This is a genomic window from Acinetobacter sp. FDAARGOS_559 (assembly GCF_003940475.1).
GTDB classification, from domain to species: Bacteria; Pseudomonadota; Gammaproteobacteria; order Pseudomonadales; family Moraxellaceae; genus Acinetobacter; species Acinetobacter baumannii.
This window is the reverse complement of record NZ_RKJG01000005.1, coordinates 1,799,662-1,820,182: the sequence shown is the minus strand read 5'-3', so window position 1 is coordinate 1,820,182 and position 20,521 is coordinate 1,799,662. Positions and strand designations below refer to the sequence as shown.

At 40.4% G+C, this 20,521-nt stretch carries 21 protein-coding genes; 10 read left to right on the top strand and 11 right to left on the bottom strand.

Translation table 11 applies throughout. The features are described 5' to 3' along the window. Positions 1-21: 21 nt before the first annotated feature. Positions 22-621: a TetR/AcrR family transcriptional regulator gene (locus tag EGS71_RS10140; RefSeq protein WP_000562198.1), complete on the bottom strand. Its 600-nt coding sequence runs from the start codon at positions 619-621 to the stop codon at positions 22-24. A 186-nt stretch (positions 622-807) separates the two neighbouring features. Here EGS71_RS10140 and EGS71_RS10135 point away from each other — a divergent pair, with 186 nt between their 5' ends. From EGS71_RS10135 to EGS71_RS10110, 6 genes are read left to right on the top strand one after another with little or no spacing between them, the layout of a single operon-like run. After that, a complete protein-coding gene (locus tag EGS71_RS10135; RefSeq protein WP_000002849.1) occupies positions 808-2,613 on the top strand; it encodes an acyclic terpene utilization AtuA family protein in 1,806 nt (601 codons plus the stop codon). A 20-nt stretch (positions 2,614-2,633) separates the two neighbouring features. Further along, complete coding sequence (locus EGS71_RS10130; RefSeq protein WP_000121939.1) at positions 2,634-3,545, top strand: SDR family oxidoreductase; 912 nt, start codon at positions 2,634-2,636, stop codon at positions 3,543-3,545. A 10-nt stretch (positions 3,546-3,555) separates the two neighbouring features. Next, a complete protein-coding gene (locus tag EGS71_RS10125) occupies positions 3,556-5,169 on the top strand; it encodes an acyl-CoA carboxylase subunit beta (protein WP_000154086.1) in 1,614 nt (537 codons plus the stop codon). Between the two features lie 42 nt (positions 5,170-5,211). Then, positions 5,212-6,369, top strand: a complete 1,158-nt coding sequence (locus EGS71_RS10120; RefSeq protein WP_000673010.1) for an acyl-CoA dehydrogenase family protein — start codon at positions 5,212-5,214, stop codon at positions 6,367-6,369. 10 nt (positions 6,370-6,379) lie between these two features. After that, positions 6,380-7,216, top strand: a complete 837-nt coding sequence (locus tag EGS71_RS10115) for an enoyl-CoA hydratase/isomerase family protein (protein WP_000175519.1) — start codon at positions 6,380-6,382, stop codon at positions 7,214-7,216. Between the two features lie 18 nt (positions 7,217-7,234). Continuing rightward, positions 7,235-9,175 (top strand): acetyl/propionyl/methylcrotonyl-CoA carboxylase subunit alpha, encoded by a 1,941-nt coding sequence (locus tag EGS71_RS10110; protein WP_000672674.1) that lies wholly within the window; start codon positions 7,235-7,237, stop codon positions 9,173-9,175. 104 nt (positions 9,176-9,279) lie between these two features. Here the strand turns inward: EGS71_RS10110 and EGS71_RS10105 are convergent, their stop codons facing one another. From EGS71_RS10105 to rplM, 5 genes are all read right to left on the bottom strand, one after another. After that, positions 9,280-9,936, bottom strand: coding sequence for a hypothetical protein (locus tag EGS71_RS10105; RefSeq protein WP_000863328.1), 657 nt, complete (start codon positions 9,934-9,936; stop codon positions 9,280-9,282). Positions 9,937-9,953: 17 nt separating this feature from the next. Then, entirely contained in the window at positions 9,954-10,382 is a 429-nt protein-coding gene (locus EGS71_RS10100) for a ClpXP protease specificity-enhancing factor (RefSeq protein WP_000003709.1), read from the bottom strand. Positions 10,383-10,388: 6 nt separating this feature from the next. Next, positions 10,389-11,042: a glutathione S-transferase N-terminal domain-containing protein gene (locus EGS71_RS10095; protein ID WP_000110148.1), complete on the bottom strand. Its 654-nt coding sequence runs from the start codon at positions 11,040-11,042 to the stop codon at positions 10,389-10,391. Positions 11,043-11,212: 170 nt separating this feature from the next. Beyond that, on the bottom strand, positions 11,213-11,599 hold the full coding sequence (rpsI, locus tag EGS71_RS10090; protein WP_000224786.1) for a 30S ribosomal protein S9: 387 nt from the start codon (positions 11,597-11,599) through the stop codon (positions 11,213-11,215). A 12-nt stretch (positions 11,600-11,611) separates the two neighbouring features. After that, positions 11,612-12,040 carry a 50S ribosomal protein L13 gene (gene rplM / locus EGS71_RS10085; RefSeq protein WP_000854895.1) on the bottom strand — a complete coding sequence of 143 codons (429 nt, stop codon included), beginning with the start codon at positions 12,038-12,040 and terminating at the stop codon, positions 11,612-11,614. A 172-nt stretch (positions 12,041-12,212) separates the two neighbouring features. On the opposite strand from rplM, the gene pdxA reads away from it, so the two are divergent. From pdxA to EGS71_RS10070, 3 genes are read left to right on the top strand one after another with little or no spacing between them, the layout of a single operon-like run. Next, positions 12,213-13,196 carry a 4-hydroxythreonine-4-phosphate dehydrogenase PdxA gene (gene pdxA, locus EGS71_RS10080; protein WP_000017234.1) on the top strand — a complete coding sequence of 328 codons (984 nt, stop codon included), beginning with the start codon at positions 12,213-12,215 and terminating at the stop codon, positions 13,194-13,196. A gap of 23 nt (positions 13,197-13,219) precedes the next feature. Further along, the gene (rsmA, locus tag EGS71_RS10075) at positions 13,220-14,032 is read left to right on the top strand and encodes a 16S rRNA (adenine(1518)-N(6)/adenine(1519)-N(6))-dimethyltransferase RsmA (RefSeq protein WP_000284348.1); all 813 of its coding nucleotides are present in this window, start codon (positions 13,220-13,222) and stop codon (positions 14,030-14,032) included. Further along, positions 14,033-14,872 carry a symmetrical bis(5'-nucleosyl)-tetraphosphatase gene (locus tag EGS71_RS10070; protein ID WP_000167240.1) on the top strand — a complete coding sequence of 280 codons (840 nt, stop codon included), beginning with the start codon at positions 14,033-14,035 and terminating at the stop codon, positions 14,870-14,872. A gap of 42 nt (positions 14,873-14,914) precedes the next feature. On the opposite strand, the gene EGS71_RS10065 is transcribed toward EGS71_RS10070, so the two are convergent. The 4 genes from EGS71_RS10065 to hflX form a co-directional block, all read right to left on the bottom strand. Continuing rightward, positions 14,915-15,358 (bottom strand): DUF2147 domain-containing protein, encoded by a 444-nt coding sequence (locus EGS71_RS10065; RefSeq protein WP_000514366.1) that lies wholly within the window; start codon positions 15,356-15,358, stop codon positions 14,915-14,917. 84 nt (positions 15,359-15,442) lie between these two features. Next, positions 15,443-16,117, bottom strand: a complete 675-nt coding sequence (locus EGS71_RS10060) for an LrgB family protein (protein WP_000480818.1) — start codon at positions 16,115-16,117, stop codon at positions 15,443-15,445. Between the two features lie 10 nt (positions 16,118-16,127). Beyond that, positions 16,128-16,499, bottom strand: coding sequence for a hypothetical protein (locus EGS71_RS10055; protein ID WP_000357904.1), 372 nt, complete (start codon positions 16,497-16,499; stop codon positions 16,128-16,130). 42 nt (positions 16,500-16,541) lie between these two features. Further along, positions 16,542-17,876 (bottom strand): ribosome rescue GTPase HflX, encoded by a 1,335-nt coding sequence (gene hflX, locus EGS71_RS10050; protein WP_000456884.1) that lies wholly within the window; start codon positions 17,874-17,876, stop codon positions 16,542-16,544. Between the two features lie 203 nt (positions 17,877-18,079). Here hflX and EGS71_RS10045 point away from each other — a divergent pair, with 203 nt between their 5' ends. Beyond that, on the top strand, positions 18,080-18,889 hold the full coding sequence (locus tag EGS71_RS10045) for a lysophospholipid acyltransferase family protein (RefSeq protein ID WP_000195147.1): 810 nt from the start codon (positions 18,080-18,082) through the stop codon (positions 18,887-18,889). Here EGS71_RS10045 and EGS71_RS10040 read toward each other — a convergent pair whose 3' ends face one another. Continuing rightward, the gene (locus tag EGS71_RS10040) at positions 18,890-20,515 is read right to left on the bottom strand and encodes a phospholipase D family protein (RefSeq protein ID WP_000079183.1); all 1,626 of its coding nucleotides are present in this window, start codon (positions 20,513-20,515) and stop codon (positions 18,890-18,892) included. It abuts the gene before it with no gap. Positions 20,516-20,521: the final 6 nt, after the last annotated feature.

Genomic DNA, 20,521 nt, shown 5'->3' with positions numbered 1-20,521 from the left:
GTGGACTTTGAGCCACCTTTTTTATTTCAAAGCCATTTCCCAAACCATTTCCGTTAACTCATCAATTTTGACTTTACCCTCAGATTTATACCAAGTTACAGTCCATGAAATTGCACCGCCAATTAAGCGTCGCCAAATAAAAGCATCGTGTTTGACTTTACCTTGTGTGCGTAACTTTTCTATAACGTCGAGCCAGATTTGTTCATATTCATTACGCATTTTTAAAAGATAATCTTGCTTTTCTTTTGATAGAGCGAACCATTCGTACACCAACACAGCCATGGCTGCACCAGTATCTCCAGTAATTGAGATCAGTTCGGCTTTAATAAGAGCACGTAATTGTTGTTCTGGGTCTGTAGATTGAGTTACTGCATCATTTAAACGGGCAAGATTATAGATAATGGTCTGTTCCATCACATGAGCGAGGATATCATCTTTACTTTTGAAATGATGAAATAAGCTTCCCGATTGGATTCCAATAAATTGAGCAAGTTCACGAACAGTGGTTTTATCATAGCCTTGCTTATGAAAAAGATAGGCTGCACCATGCAATAAACGGCCACGTGGACTGTCATCAAAGCAGGGGATATATGGAATCTGTTCAATTGAGGTGGCAATCATGTGCTCAGTTTGTTCCTTTATCTAAAAGTCTATAGTGGAAATTTTCACTAAATTTCATCGCATTTCAGATTATTTGCCGAATTTGGAAGATTTGGTCAACATCACAATAACATTTTGCGCTTTACAAACCAAGCGCTTGCTTGGTAATGTTGAGGCTGATTTTTAGACAAAATAATGAGAAATAGAATGGCAAATAATCAGCAGGATGATCATCTAGTCGTAAAAATAGGGTGTGCCTCTGGGTTTTGGGGAGATACCAATACTGCCGCTTTTCAGTTAGTGCATTTGACCGATATTAATTATTTGGTTTTTGATTATTTGTCCGAAATTACCATGTCGATTATGGCAAAAGCGAAGATGGTAGAACCGAAACATGGTTATGCTTTAGATTTTGTCAGCCGAGTCATGGCACCCTTACTAAAAAAAATTGCTGAAAAAAAGATTAAAGTGATTAGTAATGCGGGTGGTGTTAATCCATTAGCTTGTCGGGATGCCTTGCAAAAAATTATTAAAGAGTATGGTCTAGATCTGAAAGTGGCTGTGGTATTAGGTGATGATCTTTTGCCAAAACATGAGCAGCTAAAATCACAGAATATTCAAGAAATGTTTAGCGGAGAAGCGTTGCCAGAACAGGTGGCAAGCAGTAATGCTTATTTAGGCGCGGTTGCTATTCGTGACGCCTTAGACTTAGGTGCAGATATTGTGATTACGGGTCGTGTAGTTGACTCTGCTGTGGTACTTGCACCCTTACTTCATGAATATCAGTGGCCTTTAGATGACTATGACAAATTGGCACAAGGTTCGTTGGCAGGTCATGTAATTGAATGTGGAGCCCAATGTACGGGTGGTAATTTTACCGATTGGCAATTGGTACAGGGCTTTGACAACATGGGCTTTCCAGTGGTTGAAGTGAGTGAAGATGGCTCATTTGTTGTAACTAAGCCTCAAGGTACGGGTGGTCTGGTTTCTACTGCTACAGTTGCAGAGCAAATTGTTTATGAAATAGGCAATCCTCAAGCATATTTACTACCCGATGTAATTGCTGATTTCAGCCACGTGCATTTAGAGCAAGTTGGGGAGCACCGAGTTCGTGTGATGGGTGCAAAAGGACAAGCACCAACTACACAATATAAAGTCAGCGCGACTTACCCAGATGGATATCGGGTTTTAGTGAGTTTCCTCATTGCAGGACGTGAGGCACCACAAAAAGCACAAGTCATTGCTGATGCGATTTTGACTAAGTGCGAACGTGTTTTAGCAATGCGCTCAGTGCCGCCATTTAGTGAAAAGTCTGTTGAAATTTTAGGTATTGAAAGTACCTATGGCGACCATGCCCAAACATTAAATAGTCGTGAAGTTGTGGTCAAAATAGCTGTAAAACACATGTTTAAAGAAGCATGTATGTTCTTTGCATCTGAAATTGCACAAGCTTCGACAGGTATGGCTCCAGCCTTGGCAGGAATTGTTGGAGGTCGACCAAAAACATCTCCAGTGATCAAGTTATTTTCATTTTTAATTGATAAAAATCAATTGAATATTGAAATTGATTTTGGAGGCAAACGTTACCCAGTTGAGATTCCACAAGGGGTTTCTACAGAGCAATTGCTTACATTGACGGCAGGTGAAAATGCAGTTTATCAAGGAGATGAAATTGAAGTTCCTTTGATTGAAATTGCGCATGCCCGCAGTGGTGATAAAGGCAATCATAGCAATATTGGCGTGATTGCACGTAAAGCAGACTATTTACCATGGATTCGTGCAGCACTAACTGAACAGTCTGTTGCAAGCTATATGCAACATGTCTTGGATGCTGAGAAAGGGCGAGTAATCCGTTATGAGTTACCGGGTTTAAATGCACTGAATTTTATGTTGGAGAATGCCTTAGGCGGTGGTGGTGTTGCCAGCTTACGTATTGATCCGCAAGGTAAAGCTTTTGCCCAACAGTTATTGGATATGCCTGTTAAAGTTCCGGCACATCTTTTAGAAAAATAAAATGAATGGATGAAACAAAGATGAGTTATCAATCAATATTTAGACCAGATGCTTTCGCCAATAAAGTCATTATTGTAACAGGTGGCGGCTCCGGAATTGGACGCTGTACTGCACATGAGCTTGCAGCCCTTGGCGCTCAAGTAGTGATTACAGGACGCAAAATTGAAAAATTAGAGAAAGTAAGCCAAGAAATAATAGAAGATGGTGGTTTAGTTCATTTCATTGTTTGTGATAACCGTGAAGAAGAACAAGTGAAAAATATGATTGCCGAAGTGATTGAGAAATTCGGCAAACTCGATGGTTTGGTAAATAATGCAGGCGGGCAGTTTCCCTCAGCTTTAGAGAATATTTCGGCGAATGGTTTCGATGCAGTCGTGCGTAATAATTTACACGCAACTTTCTATTTAATGCGTGAAGCTTATAACCAATGGATGGCTAAACATGGTGGCAGTATTGTCAATATGACTGCTGATATGTGGGGTGGTATGCCGGGAATGGGACATTCTGGTGCTGCGCGTTCAGGGGTTGATAACTTAACTAAAACAGCATCGGTTGAGTGGGGCAAATCTGGTGTTCGTGTAAATGCGGTTGCACCGGGGTGGATTGTATCATCCGGTATGGATAATTATAGCGGTGATTTTGCCAAAGTAATTATTCCAAGTCTTGCCGGCAATGTACCGTTAAAACGTATGGGAACTGAGTCGGAAGTCTCATCGGCAATTTGTTATTTACTGTCCGATGCTGCGGCTTTTGTGTCAGGTGTAACTTTGCGTATTGATGGCGCTGCATCGCAAGGGACACGCATGTACCCACTAGCCGAAGCGACAAATAGTCAGTCTTATAATGGTTTCCACCGCGCGTTTATTCCTGAAATTTTTAAAAAAGATAAGACTGAGAAAGTCGAGCAAAGCAATAATTCAGGCTCGGAGTGAGGAATAAAAAATGACCATTCTTCAATCCGAAATTACTGTTGGTAGTGAACAGTATCAAAAGAATAAAGAGGCACTGCTTGCTCAGCTGAGTGAAGTCCGTGCAATTCAGCAAAAAAGCATTGATAAATCGTATGCTGCTAAACCGAAATTCGATAAAAAGGGCAAGATTCTGCCGCATGAGCGTATACGGTTATTGCTCGATGCTGATTCGCCTTTTGTCGAGCTTTGTGGTTTGGTTGGCTACAACATGCATGATGACAAGGATGGCTCCGAAGCTGGTGGTGGTGTAATTGCTGGCATTGGTTTTGTCAGTGGTGTGCGTTGTCTGGTCTCTGCAAGTAATAGCGCGATTAAAGGCGGGACCATGTCTCCTATGGGGGTACAGAAAACTTTGCGTTTGCAAAAAATTGCCTTAGAACAAAAACTCCCGCTGATTACGCTGACCGAAAGTGGTGGTGCTAACTTAAATTATGCAGCTGAAGTATTTACCTATGGTGGTATGACTTTTGCCAATCAGGCACGTTTGTCTGCAGCAGGTATTCCACAACTTGCAGTGGTACATGGGAATGCAACGGCAGGAGGAGCTTATCAACCAGGTCTTTCGGATTATGTCATTGTAGTACGCAAACAAACAGAGATGCTTCTTGCAGGTCCACCTTTACTTCTGGCTGCCACGGGTGAAGTCGCCACAGCGGAGGAATTGGGTGGGGCCGAAATGCATGCACAGGTTGCTGGAACCGCAGAATATTTGGCTGAAAATGATGCCGATGGAATTCGGCTTGCACGTGAAATTTTTGAACACCTCAACTGGAAAGAGCAAATCAAACCAGTTGATGTGACTTATAAAGAGCCTCGTTACGATACCGAGGAACTATTGGGTGTTATTCCAAGTGATCCTAAACAACCATTTGATATGAAAGAAGTGGTTGCCCGCATTATTGACGATTCAGATTTTCTAGAATTTAAGCAGGAATATGATGATTTAACGGTATGTGGCTGGGCAAAAATTGGTGGTTTGCATATCGGTATTATTACCAATAATGGTCCGATTACCCCTCAAGGAGCAGCGAAAGCAGCGCAGTTTATTCACTTATGTGAACAGACTAACCGCCCGTTATTATTCTTACATAACACTACTGGCTTTATGGTGGGAACCGATGCCGAGCAAAATGGCATTATTAAGCATGGCTCAAAACTGATTCAAGCGGTTGCCAATTGTACTGTACCTAAAATTTCAATCGTTGTGGCAGGGTCATATGGTGCTGGTAACTACGCAATGTGTGGTCGGAGTTTATCGCCAGATTTTATTTTTGCTTGGCCGAACTCGCATGTTGCTGTAATGGGGGCTGCACAGGCCGGAAAGGTACTACGTATTGTTGCTGAAGGGAAACAAAAAGCTTCCGGGCAGGAACCGAATCCGCAAATGCTCGATTTTCTTGAGCAAAGTACGGCCATGAAATTAGAGCAGCAATCTACCGCGCTTTTCAATACGGCCATGCTACATGATGACGGCATTATTGACCCGCGAGATACCCGAAAATTACTTATTTTTCTTTTAGAAACTATTTATGAAGCACAGCAACGCGAACTAAATCCGACCCGTTTTGGTGTGTCTCGTTTTTAATCAATCTTTACCGTAATTAAAAAAATTAATAGGAACAACGCCATGAAATTTACTGCCGAACATGAAGCATTACGTCGCACAGCGCGTCAATTTGTTGAAAATGAACTGAATCCACATATTCCAGAATGGGAAGAAGCTGGACGTTTCCCGATCCACGATGTATTTAAAAAGATGGGTGATCTTGGTCTATTGGGGATTTGTAAGCCTGAGGAAAATGGTGGTCTGGCTTTAGATTACTCTTATAACTTGGTTGTTGCTGAAGAAATTGGACGCGCAGCTTGCGGCGGTGTGCCTTTAGCCATTGGTGTACAAACCGATATGGCAACACCTGCTTTGGCGCGTTTTGGTAGCAAAGAATTACGTGATGAGTTTTTAACACCAGCCATTGCTGGAGAATATGTTGCCTCAATTGCGGTATCGGAAGTGCATGCTGGTTCGGATGTTGCTGCTATTAAAACGACTGCTAAAAAAGATGGCGATGACTATGTCATTAACGGCAGCAAAATGTGGATTACCAACTCACTGCAGGCCGATTTCTTCTGTCTTTTAGCCAACACATCTGACGATAAACCACATGTTAATAAGTCGATGATTATTGTGCCAGCCAAAACTAAAGGGATTAGTTTTTCAGAGCCGTTAAATAAATTAGGGATGCGTTCAACGACCACAGCGCAGGTTTATTTAGACAATGTACGTGTACCTCAGCGTAACTTGGTTGGCGTTGAAGGTATGGGCTTCATGATGCAGATGATGCAATTTCAGGAAGAGCGTTTATGGGCTTGTGCTAATGCGATTGGTGGTTTGGAAAATTTAATTCAAAAGACTATCGCCTATACCAAAGAGCGTACGACATTTGGTCAACCACTGATTAATAACCAATATATCCATTTTCGTTTTGCCGAACTCATGACTGAAGTAGAAGCGCTTAAAGCCTTAACATACCAAGCGTGTGAACAGCATATTGCTGGTGAAGATGTGACCAAACTGGCATCTATGGCAAAGCTCAAAGCAGGCCGTTTAAGCCGTGAAGTTGCCGATAGCTGCTTGCAATATTGGGGCGGCAATGGCTTTATGTGGGATAACCCTGCATCCCAGCTATATCGTGATGGTCGTTTAGGCTCTATTGGCGGGGGCGCAGATGAGATTATGTTGGGGATTATTTGTAAGTTGATGGATATCTTGCCAAAAAAACAAAAATAAGGAATCAGCCATGACACTTTCAGCATCTCTACAAGTTTTAGATCTTGATGACAGCATTCAATTGGAACAGGACGGCGGTATTTTATACCTTTGGTTAAATCGACCAGAGAGTCGCAATGCCATGAACCTGAATATGGTCAATGCCATTCAGCAAGTTTTTGCTGCCATTCGCGATGACCTTTCAATTCGCGCGGTAATTATCCGTGGTGAAGGTGGAACTTTTTGTGCGGGTGGTGACATTAAAGACATGGCAGCTTTACGTGTTGAGGCAGCTAATGTTGGCAGTCTACAACCTTATGTGGACTTTAACCGCCGTTTTGGTGCCTTGCTTGAGCAAGTTGAAGCCGCACCGCAAACGGTTGTGGTGATTTTAGAAGGCGCGGTGTTAGGTGGTGGTTTTGGTCTGGCATGTGTTTCCGATGTTGCCATTAGTCGTGATAATGCGCAGTTTGGTTTACCTGAAACTGGACTTGGTGTGATTCCTGCGCAAATTGCTCCTTTTGTAGTGAAACGTATTGGTCTAACTCAAGCTCGTCGATTAGCTTTATTAGGTATGCGTTTTGAAGGGCATACGGCACTGAATGTCGGTGTGGTTCATCAAATTGCACATAATGAAATTGAACTTGAGCAAGCTTTACAAGAAACAATTCAGCAAATTAAACGAGCAGCTCCTCAGGCTTCGCGTGTGACTAAAACGCTGTTACATCGAACGCTCAATGAACCTTTGAGTGGTTTATTAGATGATGCTGCACAGCAGTTTGCTCAAGCAGTTGGTGGTACTGAGGGACAAGAAGGAACGATGGCTTTTATTCAGAAACGGTTGCCGAATTGGGCTGATGAATCATAAGCGATAGGGATAAAAATAATGAAATTTTCAAAAGTACTGGTTGCCAATCGTGGAGAAATTGCAGTTCGAGTCATGCAAACTGCTAAGGCAATGGGCTATCAAACTGTCGCAGTTTATTCCGATGCAGACCGTCATGCTCGCCATGTGCAAGAGGCCGATGAAGCTGTCTATATTGGTGCTTCAAAAGTATCAGAGTCTTATCTTTCTATTACCAAGATAATAGATGCATGCAAAAAAACTGGGGCAGATGCGGTTCACCCTGGCTATGGTTTTTTGTCAGAAAATACTGATTTTGCTCAGGCATGTATCGACAACCAGATTACATTTATTGGGCCTACCGCTTCTGCAATTGAGTTAATGGGCAGTAAACGCCTTTCAAAAATCGCCATGATTGAAGCAGGTGTACCTTGTGTGCCGGGGTATGAAGGTGACCGACAAGACCTTGAATATTTAGCAACTCAAGCTGAGCAGATTGGTTTTCCAATTATGGTCAAAGCTTCGGCGGGTGGTGGCGGTCGTGGCATGCGTTTGGTACAGCAAGCATCCGAGTTGTTTGAGGCATTACAAACCGCACGTTCAGAAGCTGAAAATGCTTTTGGTTCGGGGGAGTTGATTTTAGAAAAAGCAGTCATTGCTCCACGCCATGTCGAAATTCAGGTTTTGGGTGATACACACGGCAATTATGTTTATTTGTTCGAGCGTGATTGTTCAATCCAGCGCCGTCATCAAAAGGTCGTTGAAGAAGCACCTTGTCCAGTGATGACGCCTGAACTTCGTCAGAAAATGGGTGAGGCAGCCGTAGCAGCGGCAAAAGCATGTGCTTACGTCGGAGCTGGTACAGTTGAATTTTTGCTAGATGCATCGGGTGCATTTTACTTTTTGGAAATGAATACCCGCTTACAGGTAGAACATCCTGTGACTGAGCTTATTACAGGATTGGACTTGGTTGAATGGCAGTTACGTGTTGCCAATGGTGAGCACTTACCACTGCAACAACATGAATTGACTTTAAACGGACATGCTATTGAAGTACGTTTGTATGCAGAAGATCCACGGCAAGATTTCTTACCACAAACAGGACAAGTTCTGCGTTGGCAGCCAGCAACTTTGCCAAATGTACGGATTGATCATGGGATGTTGGCAACTGATGAGGTTAGTCCATTTTACGATCCGATGGTAGCAAAGGTGATCGCATATGGGAAAACCCGTGAGGATGCGATTCGCTTACTGGCGCGTGCAGTTAATGACTGTGTGTTGCTAGGTGTAAATAGTAATAAGCAGTTTTTGGTCAATTTACTGCGTCATCCAATTGTTGTTGCAGGAGATACCAATACTGCATTCATTCAACAGCATTTTCAAAACGACAGCAGTCTACATAAGCAGGTTCTATCTTTAGAAACCTTAGCAATTGCTGCGGCATTATTTAGCCAAAGTAACGGTACGGCAGTGTGGCAAACGGGTCTAGGTGTGCCATTACCATTAAAGCTTAAATATGATGATCAGCAAGTTCAATTGCAGCTTTCATCGCTAAATAATACGTTTACGGTACAGCTCTGCGATCAAACTATTTGTATTGAAGTACTTGAGAGAATGCCAGAGCAATTAGTTTATTTAATTGATGGTGTACGCCGCCGTGTCCAATATGTATTAAATGATGATCAGGTTTATTTAGATCGAGATAATGGCAATGTTGCAATTCGCAACGTAACTTATGCTGCCCCCGAAATAGCTGATGTGGCTGGTGATGGCAAAATTCGTGCACCGATGGATGGTGCTGTGGTGAATATTCTGGTCAATGAAGGCGATCAAGTAGTGAAGGGGCAAACATTATTGATTCTTGAAGCCATGAAAATTCAGCAACAGATTAAATCTGATGTGGATGGGGTAGTCGATGAAATTTTAGGTCAGCAAGGTCAACAAGTGAAAAAACGGCAGATGTTATTTAGTATCCAAATTTAAGAGAAGAGCAATTGTGGTTACTAGTAATCACTATTGATTTATAGAAGATGATTATTTAAATCAAAAAAGGGAACATACGTTCCCTTTAATTATAAAAAACAAAATTATACAAGCTGTGTATACATACAATAGAGATAGCCTAAAATAGCTAAAGCAACAAGAGGAGCGATAACTTTTGACCATCCAGGAATAAAAGTTTCGATAGGTTGCTCTTCAACATGTAAATCTTCATGATGTGGTTGGGCTTGGTGAACCATTTGGTTGAACTCCTTCATTGTTGCATCCAATGATAGCTCTTCTTGTTCAACAGGTTTAGAACCAATGAGCTCTGTTAGATGGTTTGTTGACCAAACCCAATCTTCAGCTTGGCCAGATAAATGTTCAACTTGCCCTAAAATGAGCTCTTTTAAACCACTTTGGCCGAAACCACCAGTCTCATCAAGTTGATTAAGTTCTGTTAACTGTAATGCCAGAATCTCAGAAATACTTTGCTCAAGTTCAGAATTTTTTAAAACTGACTTATTGTGTTTTGACGTAGTTAGATGACGTGCAACTTCTTGAATATACAATGGATCGGCAGTTTTGATTTCATGATAAATTTTATTGTCGTCCTGACGCCATAAGCTGATTAATTTACCAAGCGTCAATATATTCACTTCGTCAATCAGCTTATTTTTCTCATTGGCTGGATATTGATTTAAAAGCTGAGGCTTTTGAATTTTTATTTGCTCAGCAAAGTATTGGACTAAATCAAATGCCATACTTTATTCCTCTAAAATTAATCTAAAATTCTTAATGTTGGCTTTTTCTTGGTTGGTTCAGATGTTTCTTGTGTTTCTGAGTCTAACTTATCTTCTACAGGCGCTACATTGGCATATTCTTCAGGGTCAAAGAATAAACCTTGTCCATTTTCACGTGCATAAATACCTAAAACTGCTTGAATAGGTACGTAAATATCTTTGGAAACGCCGCCAAAACGTGCTGAAAATGTAATCGCATCATTGCTAATGAGTAGTTGATGTACCGCATGAGGCACAATGTTTAAAACAATTTGCCCATCTTTCACAAACTGTTGTGGTACATCAGTGTGTGGTTGTGTTGCATCAACGAGTAAATAAGGTGTGAGTTGATTGTCACAAATCCATTCATAGATTGCACGAGCAAGATAAGGACGTGTAGGGGTTAATTCAATAGTTTGCTCAGACATATCACACTATTCCATATTTAATAGTTCATTGTAACGGGTTTTCTCTTGGGGCGTCATTGATTTAACAAAAGAAGGGCGGCTAAAGATACGTTTACAATACAAAAATATAGGTCGACACTGCTGCTTTGGTAAATCAATTCCCATGCTATTAAGTCTCACAAAAATTGGAGCAAGCATACAGTCCAGGATTGAAAAATTTTCGGACATAAAATAAGGGAAATGCTGAAATAAAGGGGTAAGTGATATTAAGGTATCACGCAATTCTTTTTGTGCTTTTTGTTTTTGTTCTACATTTAACGTATCTGCATGTCTAAGCATATGATCGGCCAACTTAAACCAATCATTTTCAAGACGCCAAATATATTGGCGTTGCTCTGCACGTGCCATAGGGGCATCGGCATATAGTTTATTCTGACGATATCGGTCATCGAGATACTCAGCAATGATAGGTGCTGAAAATAATTTAAGATTTTGCTCAACCAGCATTGGCAATTGATTATAAGGATTTAGGCTTGCCAGATCTTCATCTTCGTGATCAGTTACGATTAATTGATATTTAATTTGTTTTTCTGCCAATAAAAAACGGATCCAGTGTGAACGGAAATCATCAGCATGGCTGTAAAGGGTAATTCCCTGAATTGAGGTGTTTTCGACCGACATATCACAAGGTATGGTTGTGTGAATCGGTTAGAATACTAAAAATATGCGTGGAAATCACGGTGACAAAGATAGAGTTTCATATATTTATCTGTTTCACTCATCTACAAAATGAATATGCAATAAAAAAGCCTTGGAAAAACCAAGGCTTCTTGTCCGATTCGGTAAACGAATTAACGTTTAGAGAATTGAGGACGTTTACGAGCTTTACGTAAACCAAGTTTCTTACGTTCAACTTCACGAGCATCACGAGTAACGAAACCAGCTTGACGAAGAACAGGTTTTAAAGTTTCGTCAGCAGCGATAAGTGCACGAGTAATACCGTGACGGATCGCACCAGCTTGACCACCGATACCACCACCTTTAACAGTGATGTAAAGGTCATATTTTTCAGTAGCTTCTAAAAGCTCTAAAGGTTGACGAACAACCATACGAGCAGTTTCACGACCGAAATATTGCTCTAAAGTACGGTTGTTAATAACGAGTTTACCTGTACCAGCTGACAAGAAAACACGTGCAGTTGCGGTCTTACGGCGACCTGTACCATAATTAGTAGCCATGTGCTGTATCCCTTAGATGTCCAAAACTTGTGGCTGTTGAGCAGCGTGTGGATGCTCGCTACCAGCGTACACTTTCATCTTCTTGATCATTGCATAACCAAGAGGACCTTTTGGCAACATGCCTTTAACAGCACGTTCAAAGATTTCTTCAGGTTTGTGAGCAACTAATTTTTCGAAATTAGTTTCTTTTAAACCGCCTGGGAATTCAGTGTGGCGATAGTATTTCTTGTCAAGCGCTTTGTTACCAGTCACTTGAACTTGTTCAGCATTGATAACGATGATGTAGTCACCAGTGTCAACGTGAGGAGTATAAGAAGTTTTGTGCTTACCGCGTAAACGACGTGCAATTTCAGTCGCTAAACGACCAAGAGTTTTACCTGTAGCATCAACAACGAACCAATCGTGTTGTACTTCAGCAGGCTTTGCGCTGAGAGTTTTCATTCAAACACTACCTATTATAGTTGGTTTGAGCTAGACATCGCTCAAACAAAAAGGAGACGAGATTCTAAACGAGTTTGTCGTCAATCACAAGAAAAATCCCATATAAGCTACATAATTTTATCCCTAATCCGATGAATGTAGGATATGTTAAAATAATTCAAATTTTAGAGATGTGTCGGGGGTGATTGTGCTGCCTTTATATGTCACTTCCGGTGAACCTGCCGGTATTGGTCCAGATATTTGTTTGAGTCTGGCAAAACGGGTTGATGAACGTCCTGTTGTGGTTTTGGCTGATCGAAATCTATTACAACAACGCGCTCAAAAGCTTGGTCTAGACATTAAATTTTTAGAGTATAGCGGACAAGCTGAATCGTCTTTGCAAGGCGAGCTTTATATAGAACATGTACCCCTAGAAACTATAGTCGTTGATGGACAGCTTAATGCTGCTAATGCCGCTTATGTATTAGAGCAATTACGTCGCTCAGCTGATTATGCTATGTCTGGTAAGAGCGTCGGTGTAGCCACTGCTCCTGTTCAAAAGTCGGTGATTAATGATGCAGGGATTTTATTTAGTGGACATACTGAATATTATCAAGAATTTGCAGGTGTAGAGCGTGTTGTTATGATGCTGGCAACGAAAACGTTGCGGGTGGCTCTGGTGACAACTCATTTACCATTAAGAGATGTTGCAGATGCAATTACCAAAGAACGCTTGCATCAAGTGATTGATATTTTACTTCACGACTTAAAGACCAAATTTAAAATTAATGATCCTCGAGTCTTAGTATGTGGGTTAAATCCTCATGCAGGCGAAGATGGTTATTTGGGACGTGAAGAGATTGATACGATCAATCCGGTACTTGAAAGCTACCGATCACAGGGAGTTAAATTAAGTTTAAGTTTGCCAGCTGATACTTTATTTACGCCCGAACATCTTAAAAATGCTGACGCTGTTCTTGCGATGTACCATGATCAAGGCTTACCTGTGTTAAAATCACAGGGTTTTGGTGAAGCAATCAATATCACATTGGGCTTACCATTTATTCGGACTTCGGTCGATCATGGTACTGCTCTGTCTTTAGCTGGGACAGGATTGGCAAAAAGCTCAAGTTTAAATGTCGCTGTCGATTTAGCTTTATCCTTGGCAGCGAGTTAAATTTTTCATGTTGGAAATGTTCTATGTATCAAATTAATGCCCTAAACCCGAAAGATGAAGGGCATAAAGCTCGTAAACGTTTTGGTCAAAACTTCTTACATGATCAACGAGTCATTGCCAAAATTGTACGTTCAGTCAATCCGCGTACGGGTGATAATATCGTCGAAATTGGTCCAGGTTTAGCTGCTTTAACTTCTCCTTTAATTGGAGAATGTGATGCATTAACTGTAGTTGAATTAGACCGTGATTTAGCTGCCGGCTTACCTGAACGCGTGCCACATCCAGAACGTTTAACTATCGTAGAAGCTGATGCATTAAAATATGATTTTAGTCAGCTTGTAAAAGATGGGCGTCCATTACGCGTTGTCGGCAATTTGCCTTATAACATTTCTACACCATTGCTTTTTCATCTCTTGGAATTTGGTAGCCAAGTTAAAGACATGCACTTCATGTTGCAAAAAGAAGTGGTAGAACGTATTACTGCTGAACCGAATACAAAAGAATATGGCCGTTTATCAGTCATGATCCAATATTATTGTCAACCTACCTTTTTATTTGAAGTTCCAGCAGGCGCATTTAACCCGCCACCAAAAGTGACAAGTGCAGTATTTCGCTTAGTTCCTTACGAACAAAAACCAATTACGGCGAAAGATGAAAAAGCTTTAGCTCGCTTGGTTGCCCACGTCTTTACTCAGCGCCGTAAAACGCTAAGAAACAGTCTTAAAGGTATGTTAGCAGAAGATGGTTTCGAGAAAGCAAGAGTCGACCCAATGGCTCGTCCAGAAACTTTAACTCTTGCAGAGTTTGTGGCTTTGGCAGATCAAATGGTGGCATAAATGACTAAGCGCTATAACTATGTAATTGGAGATGTGCAAGGTTGTTTTGAGGCACTCAAAGCGCTATTAAAAGAAATACGTTTTGACCCTGATCAAGATTTTATCTGGTTTGCTGGTGACTTGGTTGCACGTGGTGAAAACTCTGTAGGAGCTCTACGTTTTATTAAAAAACTAGCTGATCGAGGGGCTGCTGCTACCGTATTGGGTAACCATGATTTAACCCTGATTGCCGGTGCTCGTGGTCTTAAGGAAATTAAAGAAAAAGATCGCACGCAGGATGTTATTGACGCCGTGGATGGTGATGATCTTATCGATTGGTTACGTAAACAGCCGTTATGTTTATTTCCAAATGAGCAAACAATACTGACGCATGCAGGTGTACCTTGTATTTGGGATGCACAAAAAACTGCTGCATTGGCAAAAGAAGTTGAGGCTGTATTGGCGCATGATGATTTATCTGTGCTAGATGCATTTTTAGCTGAAATGTATGGTTCAAAACCCGATCTTTGGACAGATGATTTGACAGGTAATGAACGTTTACGCTGTATTACCAATTACTTAACTCGTATGCGTTTAACTAATGCAGAAGGGGCTTTGGAGTTTAGTTTTAAAGATACTTTAGATGCACCAATGCCAGAAGGTTATTTACCGTGGTTTGAATTTCCAAGTAAGGCTGCACAAACCCATCAAATATTTTTTGGACATTGGGCTGCTCTAGAGGGTAGAACTATTAGTGAACACATCCAAAATGTTGATGGCGGTTGTGTATGGGGTAAAAACTTAATTGCTTATCGTCTTGAAGATCAACAAGCTTTTTCTGTGAGCAATCCTGTTATGTAATAAAAAAAGCCGCTGAAGCGGCTTTTTTTATTTTTAAGATATTTATTCTAGGCGAATCCAGATCTGATTACGGCCTAAAGCAGATACCCCAAGGTAACCGCGCATGTGTAGACGTTTACCATTTGCACTGAGTTTTGCTTTTAATCCGTAAACTTTACCTGTATTTGGGTCTAGAATTTTTCCACCTGTATAGGTTGAATTATCAGTTTGCTTGAGCCCGGTTGCGATATCTAAGCCTAAAATAGGCTTATTGGTATAAGGTGCAGGGCAGTTATCACAAATTTCTTTTGGTGTATAACCTGGGCGCGGTGTAATTTTTACGATTTTACCTGCATAAGTACCATTTGCCTCTTTCCGTATTTCTACATGTGCTTTAGGTGTACCTGTTTTATCATCAATCGTTTGCCAAAGACCTGTAATATCAGCTGCAAAAGTAGCTGTATTTATTCCCACTAGGAGCAAAGCTCCAACAAAAAATTTCCCCATAATCAAAAAATCCTTTTAGATTTGAAAGGTCCATCTTATTTGTAATTAATAACGGGTTCAATGTTTATTTAAACTACTTTTTAATCAGTGTATTCCAAAAGATAACATGAAGGTTGGTAGCCAAATAGCAGTAAATACACCGTTTAATGCCATACCAAATGCCGCATAACGACCTGCTACAGGTCCACGTTGCCAAGCCTGAGCAGTTCCAATTGCATGTGCAGCTAAGCCTAGAGCTAAACCTGAAGCTCTTTCATCGTGTATATGCTTAAGTAAAAATGGTGAAAATGCTGCACCAATAACTCCGGATAAAATCACAATGAGAGTGACTAATGTCTCTGGAGCATGTAATAAGGTCGCGATGTTTAAAGCAATTGGGGTGGTTACTGCACGTGTAGCAAAAGCCAAAATAGTCGGCTCAGACATATGCAGTAGGTAAGCAAGGCCCATTGGTAAAGCAACGGCACTAATGCTGGCAAAGCATAAAATACCAATCACCGATTTAAGAGGTAAATCGTCATAACGCATTGCAGCCAAAGGTATAGCTAAAGCAACCGTGACATATCCTAATAAATGGCTAAATAAATCATTTACGTAAAGCCGGTATTCTTCATAGGGAACTTTCAAGATTGATAATAGCCCAATGACAATGAACATGCCGAAAACTAAAAGGGGAACTTGAGGAAAGCGGCGGTTTAATGGTTTTGCACAAAGGTAGCCAACTAAAGTGATCAAAAATCCATAAAGAATCATAAACATTTTATTCTCCTTATAACCAATGTTTTGCCATTTTTGCATAGACCCACAAGGGTATAAGGGTGCTCACTACCAAAACAAAAAGAAATAGCGGAATTTCTTTACCCATATGCACCAGCATAATTAAGGAGCCTGCACAAATGGGTAAAAAAGCAAAACCACTTTCTTTCATGACTTTATTGTTAGTATCGACAAGTCTTAGCGGGATTTTCTTAAATTTACGCCAAATGAGTAAAACGATAAGTAAACTAATTAAACCTACCAGATTGCCTAACTCTGGATGACCAAAAGCACGCATAACGACGACTGAGCCTTCGCGAAAACCGATAATAAGTAGTAAAGTTCCTACCCATGCTGCCCAGTCTATACTTTTGATCTTATCCATATTTTTTATCTCTAAAAGTTTACTTATCAAGTTTTAACTGATCTAGTGCTTGATTTCAAACTCTTCCAGTGGTCTTTTAAACTGACTCGCGCGTTCACCTAATATCTCATCTATAGGGAGTTTGGCTTGGCGAATTAACTGCTCAAGCTTATGAGGTGCAATTCGTATATCAATATGTAATAGCCCTTCATCGTCATAATGCTCAGATTGAATGACATTTAAAGCATAAAGTTGAGTACGCAATTTGCCATAAGCAGGTTTAAGTACCAATGAGAAGTGTTGAAGTTGTCCCATTAGACATTCTTGTACGGCTTGGCGAAGTAAATCTAGACCTAACCCTGAGTGTGCAGATACATAAACACGATCTGGAACATGGGGCTCTGAATAAATAATTTTCGCTTCTTCGCCACTCAAATCAATTTTGTTATAAACACGAAGTACGGGTGCATCCGCGCCAATTTCCTTCAATACACCTTCAACGGCTTCAATCTGGTCAAGCATGTCATGACTACTACTATCGATGACATGTAAAAGCAGGGTAGCTTCAAGCGTTTCTTCTAAAGTTGCTTTAAATGATTCGACCAAATCATGTTGTAAGTTTCGTACGAACCCTACAGTATCTGCTAGAACCACCGTACCAATTCCATCCCATTCTAGGCGACGTAAGGTTGGATCAAGTGTTGCAAATAGTTGGTCGGCTGCATACACATCGCTTTTTGCTAAAATATTAAATAAGGTTGATTTACCCGCGTTGGTATAACCAACTAATGAAACAGTTGGGATCGAAGCTTTTTGTCTTGCAGCTCGTCCTTGCATACGGGTTTGATGGACTTTCTCTAACTTATCTTTTAACTGGGTAATACGAACACGAATGAGACGACGGTCTGTTTCGAGTTGTGATTCACCGGGACCGCGTAAACCGATACCACCTTTTTGTTGTTCAAAATCAGCAGACCAACCACGGATTAAACGGGTTGATAAATGTTTTAACTGAGCAAGTTCAACTTGTAATTTACCTTCATGGGTCCGCGCGCGCTGGGCAAAAATATCTAAGATGAGTCCGGTGCGGTCAATAACGCGGCATTTTAAAATCTTTTCTAAATTACGCTCTTGGGCAGGGGTTAATGCATGATCAAAAATAACAAGACTTGCTTCTAAGTCCTGAACTTGTTCTGCAATCTCATCAACTTTACCTGAACCAATAAAAAACTTAGGGTCCGGTTTATTACGTTGAACTTTAATGTGCTCAAGAATATCTGCACCAGCTGACTGTGCAAGTAGAGCAAATTCTTCGGCATCCAGATCATCTAATAATTGTACAGACACACTCACTAATATTGTGCGTTCACCGCCTTGATGCCGATCAACATATTCCACGTGGCTATAAATCCTGAATAAGGTAAAACTTTATTCTAGAGGAAACTTGGACAAAAGGGGAAAGGGTTTACTCTTATTCTTTAGATTAACTACAGCGCATTTTATTTTTATTTGTGTCTATCATACAGCGATGCAAGTTTATTCCGAAACGTATAGAATGGCTCGAGATGGGTATAACAATGATTGATCGTTAGTGAAATTTTATGACTCAAACGCAAAGTATAGTGAATTCAACGTTAAAGAAATTTTCAAAAATAGGTTTATACGGAAAAAAAGTTACTTCAGCGACTGCGGCAATCAGTGAAGGTTTTTACTTAGTTTATCGTCATGGACTTTATAAAGATCCAAATAACCCTGTTAACACTCGATATGTTCAATATTTCTGTCGTCGTTTATGCCAAGTATTTAATCTTGAAGTTCAAGTACATGGCACGATCCCCAGAGAGCCCGCTTTATGGGTGAGTAACCATATTTCTTGGCTTGATATCGCCGTTTTAGGTTCAGGTGCACGTGTCTTCTTCTTAGCTAAAGCCGAGATAGAAAAGTGGCCTATTCTTGGCAATTTGGCGAAAGGTGGGGGCACCTTATTTATTAAACGTGGATCAGGTGACTCCATTAAAATTCGAGAGCAAATTACCGAATTTTTAAAGCAAAATATTCCGGTTTTATTTTTCCCTGAAGCGACTACTACAGATGGCCATTCTGTTAAGCGGGTTCATGGTCGTTTACTCGGAGCTGCTATCGAAGCTCAGCGTCCGGTACAGGTATGTTTAATCTGTTACGTAAACCGTCATGGTGAGTTAGATACCGTTGCACCATTTATTGGTGAGATGTCATTCGTTGAGCATATTCAACGTGTGCTAGAAATGCCGAAAGTAACAGCCCATTTACTTACACTTCCTCCTATTTCGGTAGAAGGCCATGATGTAAAAAGTTTGACTCAAGAAGTGCAAGAAAAAATGGTTGAAGGATTGGCTCAATTACATAAAAAAGTACTTAAGCCAAAAAGTTAATTACATAAAACCTTCGAGTGGCAGCCATGATAGTAGTTTCATGCCTGCCTTTTGCCACCATTTCATTTCTGGTTCTTTTTTATAAATTACAGGGCCTTTTGGAGTTTCCTGTTGCCAGTAAATATGATTGTTTGGGTCGAGCTTTAATTTATAAGCATATTTGTTTAAGTTTTCATCCATCGTATGGTGAATTGTTTTGGCCAGTGATGGACTATCTAAAATTACGCCAATTTCAGTATTTAAATACGCCGAACGTGGGTCAAAGTTAAATGAACCGATAAAAACCTGTTCATCTAATGCCATAAGTTTGGTGTGTAAACTTGAGCGGCTTAAACCTTTCATGTTTACTTTCGCTTTGGTTGCCAACTCATCCGTATTTTTATTTAAATCGCGTTTATCTGGAGTTGGTAAAAACTCATAAAGTTGAACGCCGTTTTTCAAAAGTTCTTTACGATATTTTCCATAAAACGCATGAACAACAGCTACGTCATTTGCTTTGAATGAGTTTGTTAAAACTCGAACTTCTACACCTTCTTTAGCAAGCGTACTTAAAATTTTAGCACCTTGCTTTTCTGGAATAAAATAAGCTGAAATCAGGTCAACATTGCTTTCTGGTTTTTCTAAATGGTTAATCAATTGGAAATTTAAATGTTCTTCTTTTTTCGCTTTTGATCTAATTTTATCAGGTGAGTCTTTCACAACCTCTGCTTTAACCCAATCAAATTTAATATTACGGTCTAACCATTTATCAAAAGCATGTGATCTAGAGGTTAAGTCAAGGAAGTTCTGAACAGTGGCTTGTTGATAATGAGCATCAAGTTGTTGTTTTAAGCTTTCATAGCGCAAACGGTGTTGTTGAGCATTGACGATACTTTGGACTGAATATGCATATTCATGATTCCAGTAGTCATCAAAAGAATTCACGATATCATCAACGGCAGCTCCAACCAACATGACATCGACATCAGAAAACTGATAACTGTCGCTGACGTTGTAATACTGATTTGTCATATTGCGCCCACCAATAAGCGCAACCTGATTATCAGCAATAAAGCTCTTGTTATGCATACGACGATTGATACGTTTTAAGTCTAAAATCATATCCATCGCGCGATATTTGCGGAAACGGTATGGGTTAAATAATTTAACTTCAATATTTTTATGTTGAGAAAGTGCGAGTAACACGCCTTCCATCTTTTTAGCATTATTGTCGTCAATTAATAAACGTACTTTAACACCCCGATCAGCAGCACGAATAATGGCATGTAAAGCTAAAGCACCGACTTTATCGTTATCCCAAATATAGTACTGTAAATCTAAAGTCTTTTCGGCTTTATCAATCAGCCTTAAGCGAGCCGCGAGTGCTTCTAAGGGATCATTTAAAAGATGATAACCCGTTAAATTCGGATTTTTTTCACGTAAAGGCGTAATAATTTTTGAAAGAGAAGTTTGAGATGTATCGATATCTCGTGCGTACTGGATTGGTTCAGGGCTATGTTTGGGTAATGTGCTACAACCTGTCAAAGCCACAGCGAAACTTGAACATACGACTATAGAAGCTTTAATCAAAAAGCCTTTAGCCAGTTGATGAGTTTGAAGCTGTTTGGAATGAAAGGATTGTGCCATAATCAA

Excerpts from the sequence above, each read along its gene's own strand:
- rsmA (WP_000284348.1), top strand. The coding sequence starts at position 13,220 with ATGTATCAAATTAATGCCCTAAACCCGAAAGATGAAGGGCATAAAGCT.
- EGS71_RS10135 (WP_000002849.1), top strand. The coding sequence starts at position 808 with ATGGCAAATAATCAGCAGGATGATCATCTAGTCGTAAAAATAGGGTGT.
- EGS71_RS10110 (WP_000672674.1), top strand. The coding sequence starts at position 7,235 with ATGAAATTTTCAAAAGTACTGGTTGCCAATCGTGGAGAAATTGCAGTT.
- EGS71_RS10040 (WP_000079183.1), bottom strand. The coding sequence starts at position 20,515 with ATGGCACAATCCTTTCATTCCAAACAGCTTCAAACTCATCAACTGGCT.
- EGS71_RS10065 (WP_000514366.1), bottom strand. The coding sequence starts at position 15,358 with ATGGGGAAATTTTTTGTTGGAGCTTTGCTCCTAGTGGGAATAAATACA.
- EGS71_RS10045 (WP_000195147.1), top strand. The coding sequence starts at position 18,080 with ATGACTCAAACGCAAAGTATAGTGAATTCAACGTTAAAGAAATTTTCA.
- EGS71_RS10115 (WP_000175519.1), top strand. The coding sequence starts at position 6,380 with ATGACACTTTCAGCATCTCTACAAGTTTTAGATCTTGATGACAGCATT.
- EGS71_RS10055 (WP_000357904.1), bottom strand. The coding sequence starts at position 16,499 with ATGGATAAGATCAAAAGTATAGACTGGGCAGCATGGGTAGGAACTTTA.
- rpsI (WP_000224786.1), bottom strand. The coding sequence starts at position 11,599 with ATGGCTACTAATTATGGTACAGGTCGCCGTAAGACCGCAACTGCACGT.
- EGS71_RS10125 (WP_000154086.1), top strand. The coding sequence starts at position 3,556 with ATGACCATTCTTCAATCCGAAATTACTGTTGGTAGTGAACAGTATCAA.
- EGS71_RS10095 (WP_000110148.1), bottom strand. The coding sequence starts at position 11,042 with ATGTCGGTCGAAAACACCTCAATTCAGGGAATTACCCTTTACAGCCAT.
- EGS71_RS10100 (WP_000003709.1), bottom strand. The coding sequence starts at position 10,382 with ATGTCTGAGCAAACTATTGAATTAACCCCTACACGTCCTTATCTTGCT.
- EGS71_RS10105 (WP_000863328.1), bottom strand. The coding sequence starts at position 9,936 with ATGGCATTTGATTTAGTCCAATACTTTGCTGAGCAAATAAAAATTCAA.
- EGS71_RS10120 (WP_000673010.1), top strand. The coding sequence starts at position 5,212 with ATGAAATTTACTGCCGAACATGAAGCATTACGTCGCACAGCGCGTCAA.
- EGS71_RS10060 (WP_000480818.1), bottom strand. The coding sequence starts at position 16,117 with ATGTTTATGATTCTTTATGGATTTTTGATCACTTTAGTTGGCTACCTT.
- rplM (WP_000854895.1), bottom strand. The coding sequence starts at position 12,040 with ATGAAAACTCTCAGCGCAAAGCCTGCTGAAGTACAACACGATTGGTTC.
- EGS71_RS10070 (WP_000167240.1), top strand. The coding sequence starts at position 14,033 with ATGACTAAGCGCTATAACTATGTAATTGGAGATGTGCAAGGTTGTTTT.
- EGS71_RS10140 (WP_000562198.1), bottom strand. The coding sequence starts at position 621 with ATGATTGCCACCTCAATTGAACAGATTCCATATATCCCCTGCTTTGAT.
- EGS71_RS10130 (WP_000121939.1), top strand. The coding sequence starts at position 2,634 with ATGAGTTATCAATCAATATTTAGACCAGATGCTTTCGCCAATAAAGTC.